Origin of the sequence: Spirosoma oryzicola (genome assembly GCF_021233055.1) — a bacterium.
GTDB classification, from domain to species: Bacteria; Bacteroidota; Bacteroidia; order Cytophagales; family Spirosomataceae; genus Spirosoma; species Spirosoma oryzicola.
This window is the reverse complement of sequence record NZ_CP089545.1, coordinates 80,391-97,036: the sequence shown is the minus strand read 5'-3', so window position 1 is coordinate 97,036 and position 16,646 is coordinate 80,391. Positions and strand designations below refer to the sequence as shown.

The following is a 16,646-nucleotide window of genomic DNA, read 5'->3' as shown; positions in this document are numbered from 1 at the left end:
GGATGAGGTAGGATTAGTTACGGGTGTTGACGGGGGTGCGCTTGGGCCGGTAGATACTGCCGATATTCAGCGTCAGCCCTGCTGTGCCCCGCAGGTAGTAGTCATTGCGTGTGCCAGCCGTGATGCCGTCGAGTGCGTCGGTAAACGGCTGGTTGTACAAGATTGTTGACCGGAAGCCGATCAGGCCATTCGATGAATACTGAATGCCGACGCCCCCCTGCGCCTGTAAATAGCGATTGCCCTGCCAGTTGAATGGACTGGTTCCCGCCCGCGACACCATACCCACACCGATGAACAACAGTGAAGTCCAGTGTTGAAAGGGTGTTGGTCGGAAGATCAGGTTTCCTTCAAGCGACGAAATACGGGACGAAAAGGCTCCTTCGCTAGCCAGCGTTCCGGTCGCGGCATTGGCCTGTATACCGAACTTCGAGCTGAAATAAACGTCCATCGATGCGCCATACACCCCCTTCATCGTGTGCCGGACATAGTCGCCGGAGTAGCGCATGACACCGGCATACGGTTGGATGGTGATCAACGGCGCGTCAATTTCAGGGCGGATGCCGTACACGTCGGTCTCGCTCATGCGGGTCTTTTCGGTGTCATAGGCATCGAGCACTTTCTTCATTGGACCGGCCTGCTTATCTTCGGCGGCCCACAGCCCATCGCGTACTCCTTCGATAATTAGGCCCTCGACGGCTTTTTCGATGGCCTCCGTCACGGCCATCTGCCCCGGTTCGGTAGTGGTCAGTCCCGTTTCAGTTTCCAGCAGTCGTTTAAACGTAACATACCGAAATAAACTGGCGTTGACCGTCTGCGACAGAATGGTTTTCGATGTGTAAATGGTTTTAAGAATCTTACCTGTTTTCGTCGCTACAGCCCGTAAGTAGACCGTTACGCGGTCCTGCCGGTACTGTGTTGAGCCGCCCGCAGCAAAGTATTGCAGCCCACCACCCCCGGTAATGATGTTGGCGTCGTAGGACACCACGCCCCCTTCCAGGATGATTCCCGCAAAGAGCAGCGGGGGCAGGTTTTCACCGTCCTTAAACTGCGCTACACTCGACCGAACAATTTTGCGTTCATTGAGCAGGTTACTAACGTTCTCCCGTTCGATGGGTACAAACCAGTTGCTTTCTTCCAGCGCTTTAAGCAGAATATTGGTCGTACCCTGCGTGACAGCCGTCGAAAAACCGGTGCCGGTTTCGGTCTGTTTGTATTGCCCCGTCAGGTCACGGAATTTATAGACGGCGGCCACGATTTTTTCCTTCGCCGGTGGCAGCGACCGAAGCGTGGTCGTGGTGGGCGTTGTCTCGCCTAGCCGCGCCCGACGCGGACCGGTAGGCTGATAAAAAAAAGCCGTGCAGCCGCTTAACAGGCTTACGAAGGTAGTCAGCACCAGCGGGCGGAGCAGACAGCGAATAGACATTGGCGTAACAAGTTCGGGAAATAGTGATCGTTATTGGTAGTGTATTGGTCGGGTAACTTAGGACTCTGGTTTAGAAGTAAGGTACCGTAATCGACGTTTCGCCCCCCTTTCCGTCAACGATACGTACGACGACGCCATCGGTACCATTAGAAATTTCAACCTGAAAATCGCCGAACGTGTAGGTACCGGGCTTCAGCGTCGATTCGCCAAATTGCTTGCTGATGAGGTTACTGGTGATCCGGCTCAGTAGTTGGTTTTGCAGGCTCTGCGCGTAACTGTCAAGCGTACTGGTCTGGGTGCCGGTCGTCGCGTTTTTTTTGGCCGATGGGTCGGTGGTCCGGTCCTGCGCCGTGGCTGAGCTAAGCATCCAGGCGTAGTTAAAGGTGTTCCCGCCAAAGTTGGGATTGTTGGGGTGATAGACGAAGCTTTGGCCGTATGTGGTAGCAGCTCCGGTCAGCAGCAAAAACACGAGTAGTAGTTTGTTCATCGATGAAAACAAATTAACAGACTGATAGACAAGCCCCGGTACGTACACGAATTGGTCAGCCTGGATCCCTGAACGGTAACTCTTCAATCAGTCTTAGAAGATGCCCGTACCCCGCTGATCGGCGTTTTCGAGCTGATTTTGTACCTCCTGATAATTGATGACGTATTGATTGATCAGTTCAGCAGCATCAAAGGCGTAGGCTTCGAGAATGTCGGCCCGCGCCTGCACGTAGTTTTGCCAGAGTACCTGATCGTTGAGCGATACGACAATGACCGTCGTGCCGACACCGAAAGCGGGTAGCTCATCGATGGTGACCACGAAGGCCGTCAGATCGAGTTCGAGGTTAGGATTAATTCGACGAGTCGTATCGGTGGAAACCGGCTGACTAACTACTTTGGGCAACTCCGCGTAACGCCGAAAAAACGCTTCGTAAAAATCGCGGCCAATCTTACTGCGCGTCTGATCCAGCATCAGGGTCTGCGTACCTTCCTGTTCGACAACCGTTTCGTCCATTACTGCTTCTTCGAGCCGTCCTTCCAGATCCGGGTCCTGTGCGTAACCACCGTAGCTAAGCAGCAAACCGCTAGTAAGCAGGAAGATAAGCCAGCGCATAAATCGTTTCTTTACTGTTTGATTGATAGGCCGTTCTGGATGTGGACGGTTGCGCCACCTGATTGCTCGATCCTGAGATTAGCGACGCCCATTCCCGTCGAGGTATTGGGAATGGTTAAGCCGTCGGCCATGATTGTGTTGTTGCCGTTCCGTTGAATCATATCGATTCGGGCATTGCTACCGGATAAACCCAACAAGCTGATTACGTCGCCACCGCTTTGGCTCACACGCAGTTGATTAGTACTGCCATCGAGCCCAAGGGTAAATCGATTTCCACCACCGGCTTGGTTCAGTTGAAGCTGGTTCGCCTGTCCTGTCAGCTGCACCGTAGCTGCGTTCGCACTGGCCGTCTGCGTTAGACTAACCTGATTCTGCTGCCCGAGTATCGCTATCGTGGCCTGATTACCCATACCCGCCTGTTGCAACATTACCTCATTGGCAGGTGACGTGACAGCAGGCGCTGTACCGGCAGTCAGTTGCCAGAATACCTCCGGTGAGCTAACGGGATTCGTTTGGGCAGATACCCCAGGAACCCCAATCAACAACAGGAAAAGGACGCGAAAGAGCATGGAATGATCCGATACATAAGCCGTGATCGGCAGACTGCCTGACGACCACGGCCTGTTTACAGTTTACACCTGACGGCTATTAGTTACGACCCGTCTGCATAATCGTTGCGGTATTTCCGTTGCCAAGCTGCGATACATTGGCCACGTTTTTCACGTAAGGAGCCGAGCTGCCGGAGTCTTGCATAACCGTCAGCATGTTGTCGTTACCCCGCTGTGTAGCAAAGCTGCCTGCTTTACCGTCTATCGACTGAATCAGGTTACCGTCCCCGGTTTGCGTAAGCGTAGCCATGTTACCGGTACCGACCTGCAAAAGCCGGGCCTGGTTTTCGCTGAAACTCTGCGTAATGGATGCCGTATTGTTCTTCGATTGGGTACCGCCCTGCTCGCCCTGGTTAATCTGGGCTATGTTGCCAAACCCAGCAGTTGAAGCCAAATCCTGCTTGATAGTGGCTTGGCTATTCGCTACATTATACTGATTGATCTGCGCGTCGTTGTAAGATCCCTGCTGCTGAACTGTCGCCTGGTTATTCGTTGCGTTATACTGCTGATTAATTTGGGCGCGGTCACTGCCAAAACCGGTCTGCTCGATGGTAGCTACGTTCCCCACACTATTGTCAGTTTGGTAGATAGTTGCCACATCACCAAATCCGCTCTGGATCACAGACGCTTTGTTTTTACTGGCGTTGTCGTTCTGGAAAATGTTTGCTGTTTCAAACCGGGCGTTGTCGATCTGGTCAATCGTCGCTTCGTTGCCCGACGATGTGTTGTTCTGGTAAATGCCAGCGACGCTTCCTTCGTTAGCCTGGGTAATTGTTCCTTTATTCTCGCGGCTGTTACCACTCTGCTGAATGCGAGCAGCTACATTGGTTGCTGCTCGCTCAGCTGTTCCCTGGTTGATACGAGCCTCGTTGTTTACCGAACCCGTTGACTGCTCGATTGAGGTCGGCCGGGTACCGCTGGCATACTGCGTAATTTCGCCAAAGTTCTTGCTGCTGTTATTGCTCTGGTTGATCGATACATCTTTGTTGTTCGATCCTTGTTGGTAAATACCGCCCCAGTTACCACCAGCCGCACGTACTTCGGAAGACGAAGCTCCTTCGGTCACCTGTAGCGATCCACCACCACTACCATTACTTTGAGTGATGGAACTTAGGTTCCCCGTACCACCTACCTGGGTTACGAAGCCCCGGTTACCGCGGGAACCAACGTCCTGGCGAACGGCAGCGTCGTTGCCGGCCGAACCGGTGCTTTCCTGACGAGTGGCCGCAAAGTTGCCTACGTTCGTTCCCGTAGTCTGGTTCTGGCTAACCGTTGACTTCAGGTAGTTACCGGTCTGCACTTGTTTAGCCGTTTGGCGGGTACCGTTCTGTTCGGTGGTCGCCGTGTTGGTTTGCGCAAAGCTCGCTGCGGCAAAAGCCATCAGTGCCGCACTGGTAAGGAATACTTTTTTCATGAGTTTTAAGAAATAGAAATGAGTAAAGGGTTAGTTTTTCCGCCGGTTTTGCCGTTTGACAGGCTTGTTCTTCGGTCGGTTGGGTGAGGATGCCGGGAGCGAATTGATAAAATTCTCACCCGTTTCGGACGACTGGCTAATCGTTGCCGTCGCCTTACCTTCCTGCGAAATCTCGACTACGTTAGGACCGGTATTCCGCTGGCTGATCGTCGTTTCGGTACCTTGGGGCACCTGTAGGCTCACCCGATTACCGGGCTTACTACCATCGGCGACGGCACCACCCGTCTGGCTGATGCTGACGCTGTTCCCCTCACCTGATTGGGTGACGGATGCTGAATTACTGGCCCCGCCCGTCTGCGTAATGGTGACGTTGTTCTGGGCAAAGACCGAAGTAATGGAAAGAAGAAGGATCGGGGTAATGACAAGTTTTTCCATGATCTTTTTGGGTTTAAAGCTCCATCTGTCGGGAAGAAGGCTGCTGGTGTTTGTTCCGGCCTTTGCCGTCATAGTACGGTCAGGTCAGAATCAGTTGATCATACGAGAGGCACTAGTTGAAAGAGAAAGGTCGAATTGTCTGGTGCGTGAATTGGTGAACGGCTGGGCGAATAAGCAGAGAAAGGTTGGGTTAGGATCAGTCAGTTGATGAACCAAAAGTACCCGGTGCCAAACCACCGTGCCGGAGAAAAGCAGTGAATAACGGCCTTTGGTAGGTGAATGGTAGAGTTTTGTGAGGGAGTAAGTAGATTAGCGCTGTAAAAAATGGCGCATGAAATCATCTTTACAACTCCGGCTAAGCGGTAATAGCTGAGGACCGATGCTAACCTCTACATCGTTGAACGATTCAACGTAGTTGATATTGATGGCATACGATCGATGAATACGTACCAATCCTGGCTGGTTGATCCGCTCCAGCATATTACTAAGTGTCAAGCGCAGGATGTATTTGCGATTGGACGTAACCAGCTTCGTGTACGAATTGTCAGCTTCCAGGTAAAGCAATTCGTTCAGGTCGATACGGACGAACTGATAATTTTGTCTGATATACAGGTAGTTGTTAATCTGAAGCAGTGCTTCGCGGCCGTTGTTATCGCGTTCGGCGGGAACTGGCGAAGTGCGCAACGTGGCGTTGTGAATGGCTAGTTCAATAGCGGTACGCAGGCTGGACAGTTGCCAGGGCTTGTTGAGGTAGGCAGCAGGGTACGTTTGTTTGGCCCGATCCAACGTATCGCGGTCCGTTAGGGCGGTCAGGTAAATAACGGGAACCGCGCGTTTGGTCATGAGCTGGCGAATGGTTTCAATCCCGTCCCATTCGCCTTTGATCATAATATCGCATAGGACAAGATCAACAGGTTGGTTGTGAAACAATTGAAGGGCTTTGGGGCCATTGTTGGCAATGCCGACCACGCAGTAGCCTTCGGCTTCCAGGGTATCTGATAGGTCCATGGCTAAGATGGGCTCGTCTTCTACTACGAGGATCTGAACGCGTTCAGAGTTATTCATAAACGTAACTAAAAGGAGGTAAAGCGTATGATTAAATGTCTGCGTTTACGTGGCTCAATAAGCTGATAAACAACAAGAAATGCAGGGTCAGAGCCCGTTGGCTATGCCGCAGACAGCCTTGTATTTTGAAACGACAGCCGGAAGAGCGTACCATTTTGCTTAAGCCATTCGCCCTGACCATCCAGCTGTTCGCTGAGCGACATAATCAGGCGTTTGCCGAACGATTTGGATTTGTTGGCTCCCTGCCACTCACGAACGTCGATACCCGGCCCGTTGTCCTGCACTTCAAGCATCATGTTTGCATTGAGGTTATTCTTGTTTCGGTAGAGGTTGATGCGTAACAAGGGACAGGGGTTGTTTGAATAAGCGTATTTGAAAGCATTGGTTACCAGCTCATTCACGATCAAGCCCAGCGGAATGGCAACATCAACATCCAACTCGGGCAGATCGACGTTGAGTTGTAGCGTAAACTTGTCGTGCTGGTAGCCGTAGGCCCGCATGAGACTATACGCCAAATCGGTGAGGTACTCGGCCATGTTGACAGCCGTGAGCTGATCGGTCTGGTACAGCCGCTGGTGAATCAACGACATCGCTTCAACCCGCTGCTGCCCAACCCGTACAGCCTGAATTGCTTTTTCATCGTCGAGTCGGCTCGACTGGAGTTTAAGCAGGCTCGAAACGATAGCCAGGTTATTCTTGACGCGGTGGTGCAATTCCTTCATCAACGTGCGCAGCTGATCGGACTGACTCATCAGTTGCTGACTGTTAACGGTGATAATTTCGTTCTGGATCGACAAGCGTCGATTGGTCCGCCGGATAATCGTGTATTGTCCGACCAGCGCGCTCAACAGAAGCAGTAGCGCTCCCAGCCCACCGGTCATGTACTGGATTTGCCGGGTACGCTGTTGATTGTACTGATCAAGTTCGGCAATCCGATGGACTTTTTTCTGGGTGTCGTACTTCGTTTGCAGCTCTGCGACGGCGCGTGTTTTTTCAATATCGGCCATCGCTCGGATCTGAGCCACCCGCCGTTTCTCTTCCGACTGGATGGTTGCAATTTGGTTTGCCTTCTGAGCCTCCATGCGCGCTATGGTCTGCGTTCGGGCCAGTTCCAGATTGGCTTTAATGGTAGCCAGCGCCTGAGCTTGCTGTGTGGCATACTTTCCCTCCAACTGGCTGATCGTACGTGTTTTGGCAATAGTCATTAAGGAGTCATCTATACGCTTGTTACGCACCAGAGACGCGTACGCCTTATCGTACTGACCAGCATCGGCGTATACAGTAGCCGCCGTGGCGTACACCGTACTAACCAGCGACGCATCCTTTGACTGTTTGCTCAGTGTTAGCGCGTTTTCTGTATACTGAATGGCTTTATCCGGTTGTTTTAAACCATTGTAAGCCGTTGCCAGATTCCGGTAGTTATGAATGAGACTGCTAACTTTCCTGACGGCCAGGTTAATTGCCAATGCTTTTTCAAGATAGGTAATGGCCTTCTGGTACTGGCCTTCAACTGTATAGTTCTTACCCAGATTGTTGTAGAGGATACGGGCATCTTCCGACGTTACTTCCGTTTGACCAATGGGAGACAGTGCTTTGTAAAAATAGTTTCGAGCTAATTTATAATCGCCAAAGTCTTCGTAGAGGATTCCTATGTTGATGTAATTACTTCTCAACGATTGAACCGCCCCTAAACGCTCGTTGAGCGCAATGGCCTTCTGCATGTAATCAAGCCCCTGTCTACTGTACGCCAGGACACCCTGATTTTGCCCGATCATCTTGTAAAGCAATCCCATATTGTGGTACACTGTTGCAACAGCTTTTGACGCATTGACCTTACTGTATTCCGCTAGTGACTTTTGATAAAATGTTAATGCATCTTCGAATAAGCCCTGGTGCACAAGAATGACCCCGCTAAGTCGATTGTAATCGCCTAGACCAATCCAGTAATGAGCACGCAGACAAACAGGCTGCATGCGCTTTAGGTAGCTGAGCGCTGAGTCGGATTGGTTCTGCTTATAAAACAGATTAGCGATATCATAATAGGTGTTGGCACGGGTCGTGTCGGGCAGCCTATGAACGAGTACCGTCTTCAGGCTGTCAATTTTCCTCTGCTGGGCCATCGTTGCCGAGCCTATGGTTAATAAGATCAGGATAAGGCGGCCAACAGACGGTAGATGCAGTTTCATGGTTGTTTAACTAGACTAATTGAGTACAATAATTTGGCGATAGCGATAACGCTCAAGTAGAAAATTGACGGCTACCGTACGGTAGCCTGCCGGTCAATGGGTACAAGGTTTTGAGACTTAAAGAGACAAAAAAAAAGGCCCACCCGCGTGCCAAAAAGCATCACCGATGTGCCAAAATGCATGGTAGAAGCCTTAAAAGGCTTGTTTAATCGACAAAAACGGGTGTTTGAAAAATGAAATGAATAAAACCCGCTGGTTTGGGGGCTTATTGTTTTAAAAGCTCTCAAACCAGCGGGTATGTTCTGAAACGTTGGATGTGCCAGAAGAATTGACCGTAAGCCTGCCGTCACTTAAGCAAACTAATGCGTCCTGCGGTGGGGTAGTATCGGTCAGGCGGGGGTAAGTAGTCGGTTACTTTCGGGAAGTAATTTGCTGTTCGAAAAGGTCATGACCAGCGCGGTGCGTCAGAAAATGTAGAAAAGGGCCAGGAGAATCGGTGAATACGAAGACCTAATTGAACGACTGTTTGAATGCCACCGGGGAGAGAGCCGTCTTCAATTTAAACAACCGACTGAACGACTGAGGGTGCTCAAAACCCAACTGGTAAGCGACCTCGGCAACCGACAGCTGCGACGTTGACAAAAGTTCTTTTGCTTTTTCGACCAGTTTGTGGTGGATGAGATGCTGGGCATTCTGACCAGTTGATACGCGCAGCATGTCGCTTAGGTAGCTGGGCGATAGATGCAGCCGGTCGGCAAGATACTGGACCGTAGGAATACCTTGTTTCAACGAGGTTTCGTTTGCGTAATAATCGTCTAAAAGATCGTCCAGCTTTTGCAGCAGGTCGTTGTTGACGGCTTTGCGGGTAAGGAATTGTCGCTTGTAGAACCGGTTGCTATACGTAAGCAGCAGCTCAAGTTGCGAGACAATGACATCCTGGCTAAAATCATCGATCCGGTTAGTTAGTTCATCATCGATAATCTTGAAAACCAGCATGATCGTTGTTTTTTCCTCATCCGATACATGAAGCGCTTCGTTGGCCGAGTAAGAAAAGAAACCGTACTGCTTGATCTTTTTGGCTACTGCGTACGACAAAAGAAAATCAGGGTGAATCAGTACCATATAGCCCGTAGTAGGCTCGCCACTGGGGCTTTCAAATACCTGTCCCGGTGCCGTGAATACCAGGCCGCCTTCACTGAAATCGTAGTAATTTTGTCCGTACCGGGCTTTGCCGCAAAGAGTGGCTTTATAAGCGATTTTGTAGAAGTTCAGTACCAGAGAGCCGGGTAAAACGGCTGGCTCGTAGTTCATTTGTTCAATATCGATAAAGCTGACTAACGGATGTTTGGGTTTTGGAAGCCCAAACATCCGGTGAAAATGGGTCAATGAGTCAACCTTCTGCAACACGGTTTCTGGCTTTTTCATCGGGTAACGTTATAGGTTCTATACGCAGTTTGCTACCAGGGAGTTTCGCCGGTCTGCGGATTGTGTTCCTCGGCAATGAATTTCCCGGTTGGTCCGTCCTGTCCGATCATGGCGTACTTAGCGATGCGAGTGCCCCCTTCCTGAACGGTGCCGGTACCCCGGTGATTGTTAAAGTCGGTCGCCACAAAACCGGGGCATACCGCATTGACCTTAAAGGCGGTGTCTCTCAACTGATAAGCCAGGTCGATTGTGTACATGTTCAGTGCCGCTTTCGAAGAAGGATAAAGCGCGGCTTTGTGCGAATAATAGGTCCAGGTGGGGTCACTTTGTAAGGTAAGCGAACTACCGCTAGACGAAACGTTGACAATGCGGGGTTGGACAGACTTTTTCAGCAAATCGATAAAGGCTTGCGTGACCCGCACCACTCCATACAGATTCGTGTTGAATACCCGCTCGAACTGGTCAACGCTGGCTTCCAGAGACGACTGAGGCATACCTCCGTTGATACCGGCATTGTTGACCAGTACGTCCAGCACATCGGTTTTACGACCTATTTCCTCGCGGGCGGCCCGTACGGATTCGGAGTTGGTAACGTCCAGTTGTACCGCTTCGACTTGGGTTAATCCCTCCGCCTTCAGCTTCTCGACAGCGGCCTGACCATTTTCCAGGCTACGGCTACCGATGTACACGTAATAGCCATTTTGCAGCAATTGGCGGGCTGTTTCGAAACCAATTCCTTTGTTGGCTCCTGTAATGAGTACCTGTTTCATGACTATTTCGGTTGATTGTGATAAACCTGGGCAAATTCCTGAGCGAACTGGCTCAGTTTGGTTTTGCCCAAAACGGGTTTGTGTCGGTAAAAATCGTCGTACAAGCTCCCGCTCCGTTGCGCAGCTTGCATTTCGACAAAGCCATTGGCGATCCAGGGGTTCATACCGGCGGATAATAGCCCATTCAGCATTTGCTCATCCGGAACAACGGTCCACGTCAGATCCGGCAACTCAATCGCTTCGCCCAGAAGCTGCGCTATTTCATTGGGCGAAACTTCATCACTTGCCAGGTAATGCACAGTTCTGCCCACAAACGGTTTTTCCATCTCTTGGGCAATGGTTGTAGCAATATCCAGCGGTGAAACCCAGGGTTCCTTTTGATCTCCCCCGTAGCTTTGAAGAATGGTATGCTGCGTTTTAATGGAATTGAGGTAGCGATAAAGATTGGTGTAAAAGCCGACAGGTCTCATGAATTTGATACCCACATCATCCGGCAGTTGTCGAAGTATGGTTTCGACCTTGTTATGCAAAGAAAGACTGCCTGTTCCCTGGCCCGTGTGGGCACCTATGCTACTCAGATGCACAACTCGTTTGACACCCGATTGCTCGACCGCTTCTTTGTAGTTGGTACCGATCCGTTCGAATGCGGCCACAAAATCAACGTTCTTGTCAAAGATGCTGCCCACGCCCTCCCAGGCTTCCATGAGATACACGACATCCGCGCCATTGAAGGTTTGGGTCAGGAAATGAGCGTCCTGAAATGAACCGATGGCTGCTTTTGCGCCTAGTGCCTGGATGGCCGGTTTTCGCTCGCCTTTGCTAGAGATAACGGTTACGGAATGGCCTTTCTCGACCAGTTCCTTGGTCAAGGGTTTACCGATGGTACCAATCGACCCCGTGATTACGATATTCATACCCGTGTTTTTTGTTTTGGCAAAGGTTGCCAACCGGCAAACGGATGGAATAACTGAAATGAGGATTTACCTAACCGGAATGAGGGTTCATTGTGGTGTCAGGTCTGAGAACCTAACACCACAGCCTGCTGATGGCATTTTTCTCTTTGGTTTAAGGCGCATCTGGAAAGGTTCATTTACGTCCTGTCTTCGCGCCTGACGCGGGCAAAATTGGCTTTCCCTAAGCATCTTTTACGGGAGAAGCGAGTACGTCAGCAACAGCTGTTTGCCAAGCGATCTCTGAACCCGCGTATCGCCCTGGAATTAATTTTATCTTAAGCAAATCTTCATCTGACTAAGGCAACTTTGGTCAAACAACGTAAAGAAAACCAATGAAACGAAGCCTTTTATCCGTTGCCTTGCTGGTTCTGCTGCTCAACGCGAGTTGCAGTAAAACGGCATTGGCACCCGATCTAACCCAGTCGACAGAAACCAGTACGCTTTTTGGTGCCCGTGTGTCAACGGGTTTAGTAGCCCTACCTGCCTCGACACTCCCGACGGCGGTAAAAAGCTATCTCGATCAGAACGTATCGGGCTACACGCTGATTCGCGTCGAAAAAATGAGACAGCCCGGCACAACAACCTATTGGGGAACGAAAGTAACGGTGCTGCAAAATGGGGTACCCGTCGATTATTTCTTCGACACGAACGGAGCGCTAACCACCCGGCCCGCTGGTCCACGGGGAGAAATCATTACGCGCCTGACGGCGGCCCAGCTACCCGCTTCGGTTAGTAACTACCTGAATCAGACCTATGCCGGTTATCAGCTTGTCGTCGCGGAATCGATGCAAATCAATGGAGCCGCGCAGGAATACCGGGTGCAGATCCTGTCAAACAATCAGCGGATTGATGTGCATTTTGACGGTACAGGTACCTTCCGCGATGCGCATGGAGCCCCAAGCAATTTAGAGACTGCGCACTCGGTTACCTACATCTCGCGGGACAATCTGTCGGACGCTATCAAGACGACGTTGAACAGCACCTATTCGAACTATAAGTACGGATGGGCTGAGCAGCACGTGCATGATGGAACGACCACCTATGACGTTAAACTGTTCAACAATGGCCAACCCGTCGTGTTGCATTTTGATACCTCAGGAGCGCAGGTTGCTCCGGCGGGACCGGGTGGCCCTACTGGACCAGGCTCAACGACTGCCGTAGCTGGTCCTGGGTCTACAACTGCTGTAGCCGGACCTAAACCAGCTGGCCCGGCGGGTGCTCCGACACCACCGGCAGCCGCTGATCGCCAGCTTATTCTGGATGCGGCCAGCTTACCGTCGGCCATAACGTCCTATTTGCAGGCTAATTTCAGTGGTTATACATTCCTGGCGGCCGATTTGCATACCCCACCTACAGGAACCACCGGCGAGTACAAAGTCGACCTGGCCGTTGGACAACAGTTGTACAAACTGAAGTTCTCGTCGTCGGGCGAATTATTGAAGGCCGAAGCAAGACGGTAAACACTGTTACACAGAGCTAATAGAATTACTGGGGCCAATCTACGTAAGATTGGCCCCAGCCCGTTTATAGACAACGTGCATTGGCGCGAGACACAGACGGTTGAAGTTGCTGTCATTGACCAACAGCTATACAGGCGCAGGAAAAGAAGTTTCCTAGTATCTGTTTTTGGCTAGTTCGGCATCTACACTCGCCTTACCTCCTCCGGCTATTAGTACGATCAGGGCCAGGCCAAACAGCAGAATAAAGTATTCGATTCCTTCTTCTTTATTGGCCTCAGCGCCCCAGTTCATAAAGAAACCCGTAGACGAATGAGCAGTTAAGACAATACCGATGAAGTTACCCAGGATTCCGAGAGCAGCTACGCGGGTGGCCGCTCCGAGAAAAAGCATCAGGGGCCCAAAAAATTCGATTAGAATCACCAGAAGGCCCACAATCCAGGGAAGCCCCGCCGAGCCCGTCAAAAAACCCATTGTTCCCTCGAATCCGGAACCGCCAAACCAGCCTAGCAACTTTTGAGCTCCGTGTGGAAATACGACGATTCCCAAAGCCAGTCGGGCAATTAAAGGCGTTATGCTAGCCGGGTTTGTAGCGAATAGTTGTTTCATAGGCTTTTTAATAATCTGGATTAGGCATCGGTTGAATTGAACGCAAATTGTAAAATTTACTGATATCACCCATAAAATCAGGTTATTCGGAGGAATAATGGTCTCAATAGTACGCTTCTGGCAAAAAACGAATCTGTTGGGGCGCAAACGTTGCCGGTTATGCGCTAAAGCGGACTTCGGCCCGGAATGTCTCATTCGTTGCGGATACCGTAAGGGAGCTGCCCATGAGTCGGACAATTTGATGACTGATCCAAAGTCCTAGCCCGTAGCCGTCGTGGCGAACATCCGCCTGATAAAATTCTCGGGTCAATCGGTCGGGATCGGGAATCGGAACGTTTGTCTGGTTGCTCAATGACCAGACAATTTGATCGTTTTGCGCCACAATACTCAGGTCAAGCTGCGTGTTGGGTCGGGCGTATTTAACCGCGTTGTCGAGCAAATTCAGCAGTACGTTCGTCAGTTTATCCTGGTCGGCCACAATGGTAAGTGATGCGCTGGATTCATCCAGTTGAATAGCTAGGTACAGGTTCCGCTTATTGATTGCGTGGTGGTATCGCTCGGTCAGGTACAAGGTTAAATCATCCAGCTCAATACGTTCGGGGCGAAGTTGCAGCGTACCCGCACGCAGCTGACTCATCGCCAGCAAATCATCGACCAATCGGCTTAACCGGCGTAGCTCGGTGAGTTGGCTGGATAGAAAATGCCGCTCCCGGTCATTGATCGCTTCGCGCTGGGCCACTTCGATTTCGGTGCGCAGAATACTGAGTGGTGTCCGTAGCTCGTGCGAAGCAGCCGCAAAGAAGTTGTGTTGTGTATCGACCGCCTGACGGATTCGGGCCAACATGTCGTTCATGGTATTGGCCAGTTCCTGAAACTCGTCTCCTGAGTTGGGTGTCGGAATAGGCGTGACATGTTCCGCCTGATTGACCGATCGTGCCGAGTCGATGATGGCCCGCAACGGGCGTAGCAGCCAACCACTTAGCCACCAGGCTCCCAGTATGGATAAGCTCATGCTCATGAACAGGGTAATAGCTAATAACCAGCCAATCTGGCCCAGCTGATGATTCAGCGGATTACTGCTTCGCCCGACAACGACGGATAGGTTGCCATAATCATCATCGGCCATGCGGACCACCCGCGCCAGCCGGAACGTATCGCGTTGAACGATTGAATCCCTGCCGGAAACCGAAGCGGATTCCGGAAAGGAAGGCGACCGATATAGCTTCTTTTTGACATTGTTGGCCGTGTAGTCCAGCGATAACACTTCACCCCGCTCCGGCAACGGAATAACCAGGGGATAAACGGATGTGCGTTCGGCCAATCGACTGGCCCGGTCGATCAGGGTACGATTATCCTGTTGGATCAGTACCTGTCGCACCTGATTAAAAACATACATAGCCGCTCCGGCGAACCCCAAAAAAAAGGTAGCGCCAAATACCAAACCAATTTTCAGGCGAATGCTGCGGGCGGGACGCAAAAATGACATACGTGTGGCGTTGAGGCAGGCAGATTACTTTACGTCAAGCGAACCTTTTAGCCGGTATCCGACGCCCACCACCGTTTCGAGCAGTGGTGTTGCAAATCCCCGGTCAATCTTTTTACGAAGTTGGTGGACATGCACTTCAACAACATTGCTGCCCCGGTCGAAATCCGATTCCCAGACTTTTTCGGTTAGCTGCGCTTTGGAAAGAACCCGCCCGGCCTGGCGCATGAGCTGTTCTAACAACTGGTATTCGCGGGGAGTTAGCGTAATCGACTTTCCTCCCCGACTCACCTGACGACTTGCCAGGTCCATAGTCAAATCGCCTACTCGCCACACGGCCAATCGACTTCCCGTCTGACTTCGTTGCACCGTACGAATCCGGGCGAGCAGTTCGTCTAGCTCGAAGGGTTTGCGCAGGTAATCGACAGCACCTAAATCCAGTCCTTCGACTACGTGTTTGGACTGATTGAGGGCGCTCAGGATCATCACGGGCGCGTCGATGCCAAACGCCCGCAGGGTGCGCAGCACATCAAAACCCGTTGTGCCCGGTAGCATCAGATCCAGTAGAATCAGTTCGTAGCCACCTACCGCTGCCAGTTCGAGACCAGCGGCCGCCGACAGGGCAATATCGACCGAATACCCAGCCTGTCTAAGCCCTTTTTGCAGGTGTAGTACTAACTTTTCTTCGTCGTCGATCAATAATAGTTTCATTAGAGTGCAAACGTTTGGCCTCGTATGGTTAAAGTTGTTGGGTGGAGTACAGGGCGGCCGGTTCGATTGACGAAGCCATCTGCGGTTCGTTCAAATCCCGTAACGCCCAATCGCTGAACGCCCGTCAGCAGGGAGCTGATCTGCTCGACCTGGTGGGGCTTCAACTCTATCAGGTATTTATCGGTCAGCAGGGCGGTCAGTTGCCCCTGTCCACTATGTATTTTACTAATCAGTGGACCCTCTGTCTGAACCAATTGTCCCTGCCGGGGTGGTGGGGGCGGCAAATCGGCAAGTTGAAAGCTCGTACCTAGTGTTTGGTTACGCAATCGAATCAGCCGGTAGGTTGTTATGGTTGATCGGTCCGTCTCCGTTGTTTCACCTGGCCCTCCCAATCCGGGTTGGGCAAGCTCTGGCCTTCCGGGCTGGGGTTCCACATCGGCTTGTATACGCTGTCCTGTGGCTGCCAGCTTTAGAATCCGGGAGGCCGTATGCGGTGGAAACAACAGGTGAGCCTCCCCCACCGACGTTTGCAACCGTAACCCATCGTAATCGCCGATCCGATTGGACAGATAGCCGAGTACTCGTCCCGAAACAGACGTAGGCGTATGAGCGAATACGCGAATCAAGTCAGTCGAGAGGATAAGAATTACAAAAAGAGTATGTAGCCTTTGTTTCATAGGCAGGGAGTGGTTGGTCAGCACTCGATGAGAGTACCTTTTGTCCTTAGAATATGTTTTGACCGCAGCTTGCCGAGTGCTATGTAGGTATTATCACTAAACGAGTCGTCGCGCTCATTGTGCATGCTACCATCACCGCAAGCCTTGTTGTATAATGCTAAACTAGGGGAGCGATCTAAGGGGGATCTTAGAATACTATTAAATTTTCTTAAGCTGCCCGTATAAGCCAAGCCGCTTTTAATAAAGATTACAACCTTGATGTACTAGTTTGATCGTGCCGATATGTGAAGAATGGGTGTGGTGGCGGTTTCTCAAAACCGCCACCGTCAGG

Annotated in this window: 16 protein-coding genes; 1 reads left to right on the top strand and 15 read right to left on the bottom strand. The window is 51.3% G+C overall.

The genetic code is table 11. The annotated features are described in order from the left end of the window. Positions 1 to 13: 13 nt before the first annotated feature. From LQ777_RS29610 to LQ777_RS29560, 11 genes are all read right to left on the bottom strand, one after another. Entirely contained in the window at positions 14 to 1,423 is a 1,410-nt protein-coding gene (locus tag LQ777_RS29610) for a CsgG/HfaB family protein (protein WP_232563973.1), read from the bottom strand. 70 nt (positions 1,424 to 1,493) lie between these two features. Next, on the bottom strand, positions 1,494 to 1,910 hold the full coding sequence (locus tag LQ777_RS29605) for a curli production assembly/transport component CsgF (RefSeq protein ID WP_232563972.1): 417 nt from the start codon (positions 1,908 to 1,910) through the stop codon (positions 1,494 to 1,496). Positions 1,911 to 2,003: 93 nt separating this feature from the next. After that, positions 2,004 to 2,522: a curli production assembly/transport protein CsgE gene (locus LQ777_RS29600; protein WP_232563971.1), complete on the bottom strand. Its 519-nt coding sequence runs from the start codon at positions 2,520 to 2,522 to the stop codon at positions 2,004 to 2,006. Between the two features lie 11 nt (positions 2,523 to 2,533). Further along, positions 2,534 to 3,091 carry a hypothetical protein gene (locus tag LQ777_RS29595; RefSeq protein WP_232563970.1) on the bottom strand — a complete coding sequence of 186 codons (558 nt, stop codon included), beginning with the start codon at positions 3,089 to 3,091 and terminating at the stop codon, positions 2,534 to 2,536. A gap of 79 nt (positions 3,092 to 3,170) precedes the next feature. Then, a complete protein-coding gene (locus tag LQ777_RS29590; protein WP_232563969.1) occupies positions 3,171 to 4,544 on the bottom strand; it encodes a curlin repeat-containing protein in 1,374 nt (457 codons plus the stop codon). Positions 4,545 to 4,574: 30 nt separating this feature from the next. Continuing rightward, positions 4,575 to 4,979, bottom strand: a complete 405-nt coding sequence (locus tag LQ777_RS29585) for a curlin repeat-containing protein (RefSeq protein ID WP_232563968.1) — start codon at positions 4,977 to 4,979, stop codon at positions 4,575 to 4,577. A 309-nt stretch (positions 4,980 to 5,288) separates the two neighbouring features. Further along, positions 5,289 to 6,044 carry a response regulator gene (locus LQ777_RS29580; RefSeq protein WP_232563967.1) on the bottom strand — a complete coding sequence of 252 codons (756 nt, stop codon included), beginning with the start codon at positions 6,042 to 6,044 and terminating at the stop codon, positions 5,289 to 5,291. Between the two features lie 101 nt (positions 6,045 to 6,145). Further along, entirely contained in the window at positions 6,146 to 8,230 is a 2,085-nt protein-coding gene (locus LQ777_RS29575; RefSeq protein ID WP_232563966.1) for a tetratricopeptide repeat-containing sensor histidine kinase, read from the bottom strand. A 510-nt stretch (positions 8,231 to 8,740) separates the two neighbouring features. After that, entirely contained in the window at positions 8,741 to 9,655 is a 915-nt protein-coding gene (locus tag LQ777_RS29570; RefSeq protein WP_232563965.1) for a helix-turn-helix domain-containing protein, read from the bottom strand. Between the two features lie 32 nt (positions 9,656 to 9,687). Next, positions 9,688 to 10,425, bottom strand: coding sequence for an SDR family oxidoreductase (locus LQ777_RS29565; RefSeq protein WP_232563964.1), 738 nt, complete (start codon positions 10,423 to 10,425; stop codon positions 9,688 to 9,690). A 2-nt stretch (positions 10,426 to 10,427) separates the two neighbouring features. Further along, positions 10,428 to 11,339: an NmrA family NAD(P)-binding protein gene (locus tag LQ777_RS29560; protein WP_232563963.1), complete on the bottom strand. Its 912-nt coding sequence runs from the start codon at positions 11,337 to 11,339 to the stop codon at positions 10,428 to 10,430. A gap of 371 nt (positions 11,340 to 11,710) precedes the next feature. Between LQ777_RS29560 and LQ777_RS29555 the strand changes: the two genes are divergently transcribed. Beyond that, the gene (locus LQ777_RS29555; protein ID WP_232563962.1) at positions 11,711 to 12,838 is read left to right on the top strand and encodes a PepSY-like domain-containing protein; all 1,128 of its coding nucleotides are present in this window, start codon (positions 11,711 to 11,713) and stop codon (positions 12,836 to 12,838) included. Positions 12,839 to 12,991: 153 nt separating this feature from the next. On the opposite strand, the gene LQ777_RS29550 is transcribed toward LQ777_RS29555, so the two are convergent. From LQ777_RS29550 to LQ777_RS29535, 4 genes are all read right to left on the bottom strand, one after another. Beyond that, the gene (locus tag LQ777_RS29550; protein WP_232563961.1) at positions 12,992 to 13,444 is read right to left on the bottom strand and encodes a DoxX family protein; all 453 of its coding nucleotides are present in this window, start codon (positions 13,442 to 13,444) and stop codon (positions 12,992 to 12,994) included. 157 nt (positions 13,445 to 13,601) lie between these two features. Beyond that, on the bottom strand, positions 13,602 to 14,930 hold the full coding sequence (locus LQ777_RS29545) for a sensor histidine kinase (protein WP_232563960.1): 1,329 nt from the start codon (positions 14,928 to 14,930) through the stop codon (positions 13,602 to 13,604). A 24-nt stretch (positions 14,931 to 14,954) separates the two neighbouring features. Further along, positions 14,955 to 15,638, bottom strand: a complete 684-nt coding sequence (locus LQ777_RS29540; RefSeq protein ID WP_232563959.1) for a response regulator transcription factor — start codon at positions 15,636 to 15,638, stop codon at positions 14,955 to 14,957. Continuing rightward, the gene (locus LQ777_RS29535; RefSeq protein WP_232563958.1) at positions 15,638 to 16,315 is read right to left on the bottom strand and encodes a hypothetical protein; all 678 of its coding nucleotides are present in this window, start codon (positions 16,313 to 16,315) and stop codon (positions 15,638 to 15,640) included. Before LQ777_RS29535 ends, LQ777_RS29540 begins: the two co-directional genes overlap by 1 nt. Between the last annotated feature and the right edge of the window lie 331 nt (positions 16,316 to 16,646).

What these genes read in the sequence shown, in the direction of transcription:
- LQ777_RS29610 (WP_232563973.1), bottom strand. Translation starts at nt 1,423, where the DNA reads ATGTCTATTCGCTGTCTGCTCCGCCCGCTGGTGCTGACTACCTTCGTA.
- LQ777_RS29605 (WP_232563972.1), bottom strand. Translation starts at nt 1,910, where the DNA reads ATGAACAAACTACTACTCGTGTTTTTGCTGCTGACCGGAGCTGCTACC.
- LQ777_RS29600 (WP_232563971.1), bottom strand. Translation starts at nt 2,522, where the DNA reads ATGCGCTGGCTTATCTTCCTGCTTACTAGCGGTTTGCTGCTTAGCTAC.
- LQ777_RS29595 (WP_232563970.1), bottom strand. Translation starts at nt 3,091, where the DNA reads ATGCTCTTTCGCGTCCTTTTCCTGTTGTTGATTGGGGTTCCTGGGGTA.
- LQ777_RS29590 (WP_232563969.1), bottom strand. Translation starts at nt 4,544, where the DNA reads ATGAAAAAAGTATTCCTTACCAGTGCGGCACTGATGGCTTTTGCCGCA.
- LQ777_RS29585 (WP_232563968.1), bottom strand. Translation starts at nt 4,979, where the DNA reads ATGGAAAAACTTGTCATTACCCCGATCCTTCTTCTTTCCATTACTTCG.
- LQ777_RS29580 (WP_232563967.1), bottom strand. Translation starts at nt 6,044, where the DNA reads ATGAATAACTCTGAACGCGTTCAGATCCTCGTAGTAGAAGACGAGCCC.
- LQ777_RS29575 (WP_232563966.1), bottom strand. Translation starts at nt 8,230, where the DNA reads ATGAAACTGCATCTACCGTCTGTTGGCCGCCTTATCCTGATCTTATTA.
- LQ777_RS29570 (WP_232563965.1), bottom strand. Translation starts at nt 9,655, where the DNA reads ATGAAAAAGCCAGAAACCGTGTTGCAGAAGGTTGACTCATTGACCCAT.
- LQ777_RS29565 (WP_232563964.1), bottom strand. Translation starts at nt 10,425, where the DNA reads ATGAAACAGGTACTCATTACAGGAGCCAACAAAGGAATTGGTTTCGAA.
- LQ777_RS29560 (WP_232563963.1), bottom strand. Translation starts at nt 11,339, where the DNA reads ATGAATATCGTAATCACGGGGTCGATTGGTACCATCGGTAAACCCTTG.
- LQ777_RS29555 (WP_232563962.1), top strand. Translation starts at nt 11,711, where the DNA reads ATGAAACGAAGCCTTTTATCCGTTGCCTTGCTGGTTCTGCTGCTCAAC.
- LQ777_RS29550 (WP_232563961.1), bottom strand. Translation starts at nt 13,444, where the DNA reads ATGAAACAACTATTCGCTACAAACCCGGCTAGCATAACGCCTTTAATT.
- LQ777_RS29545 (WP_232563960.1), bottom strand. Translation starts at nt 14,930, where the DNA reads ATGTCATTTTTGCGTCCCGCCCGCAGCATTCGCCTGAAAATTGGTTTG.
- LQ777_RS29540 (WP_232563959.1), bottom strand. Translation starts at nt 15,638, where the DNA reads ATGAAACTATTATTGATCGACGACGAAGAAAAGTTAGTACTACACCTG.
- LQ777_RS29535 (WP_232563958.1), bottom strand. Translation starts at nt 16,315, where the DNA reads ATGAAACAAAGGCTACATACTCTTTTTGTAATTCTTATCCTCTCGACT.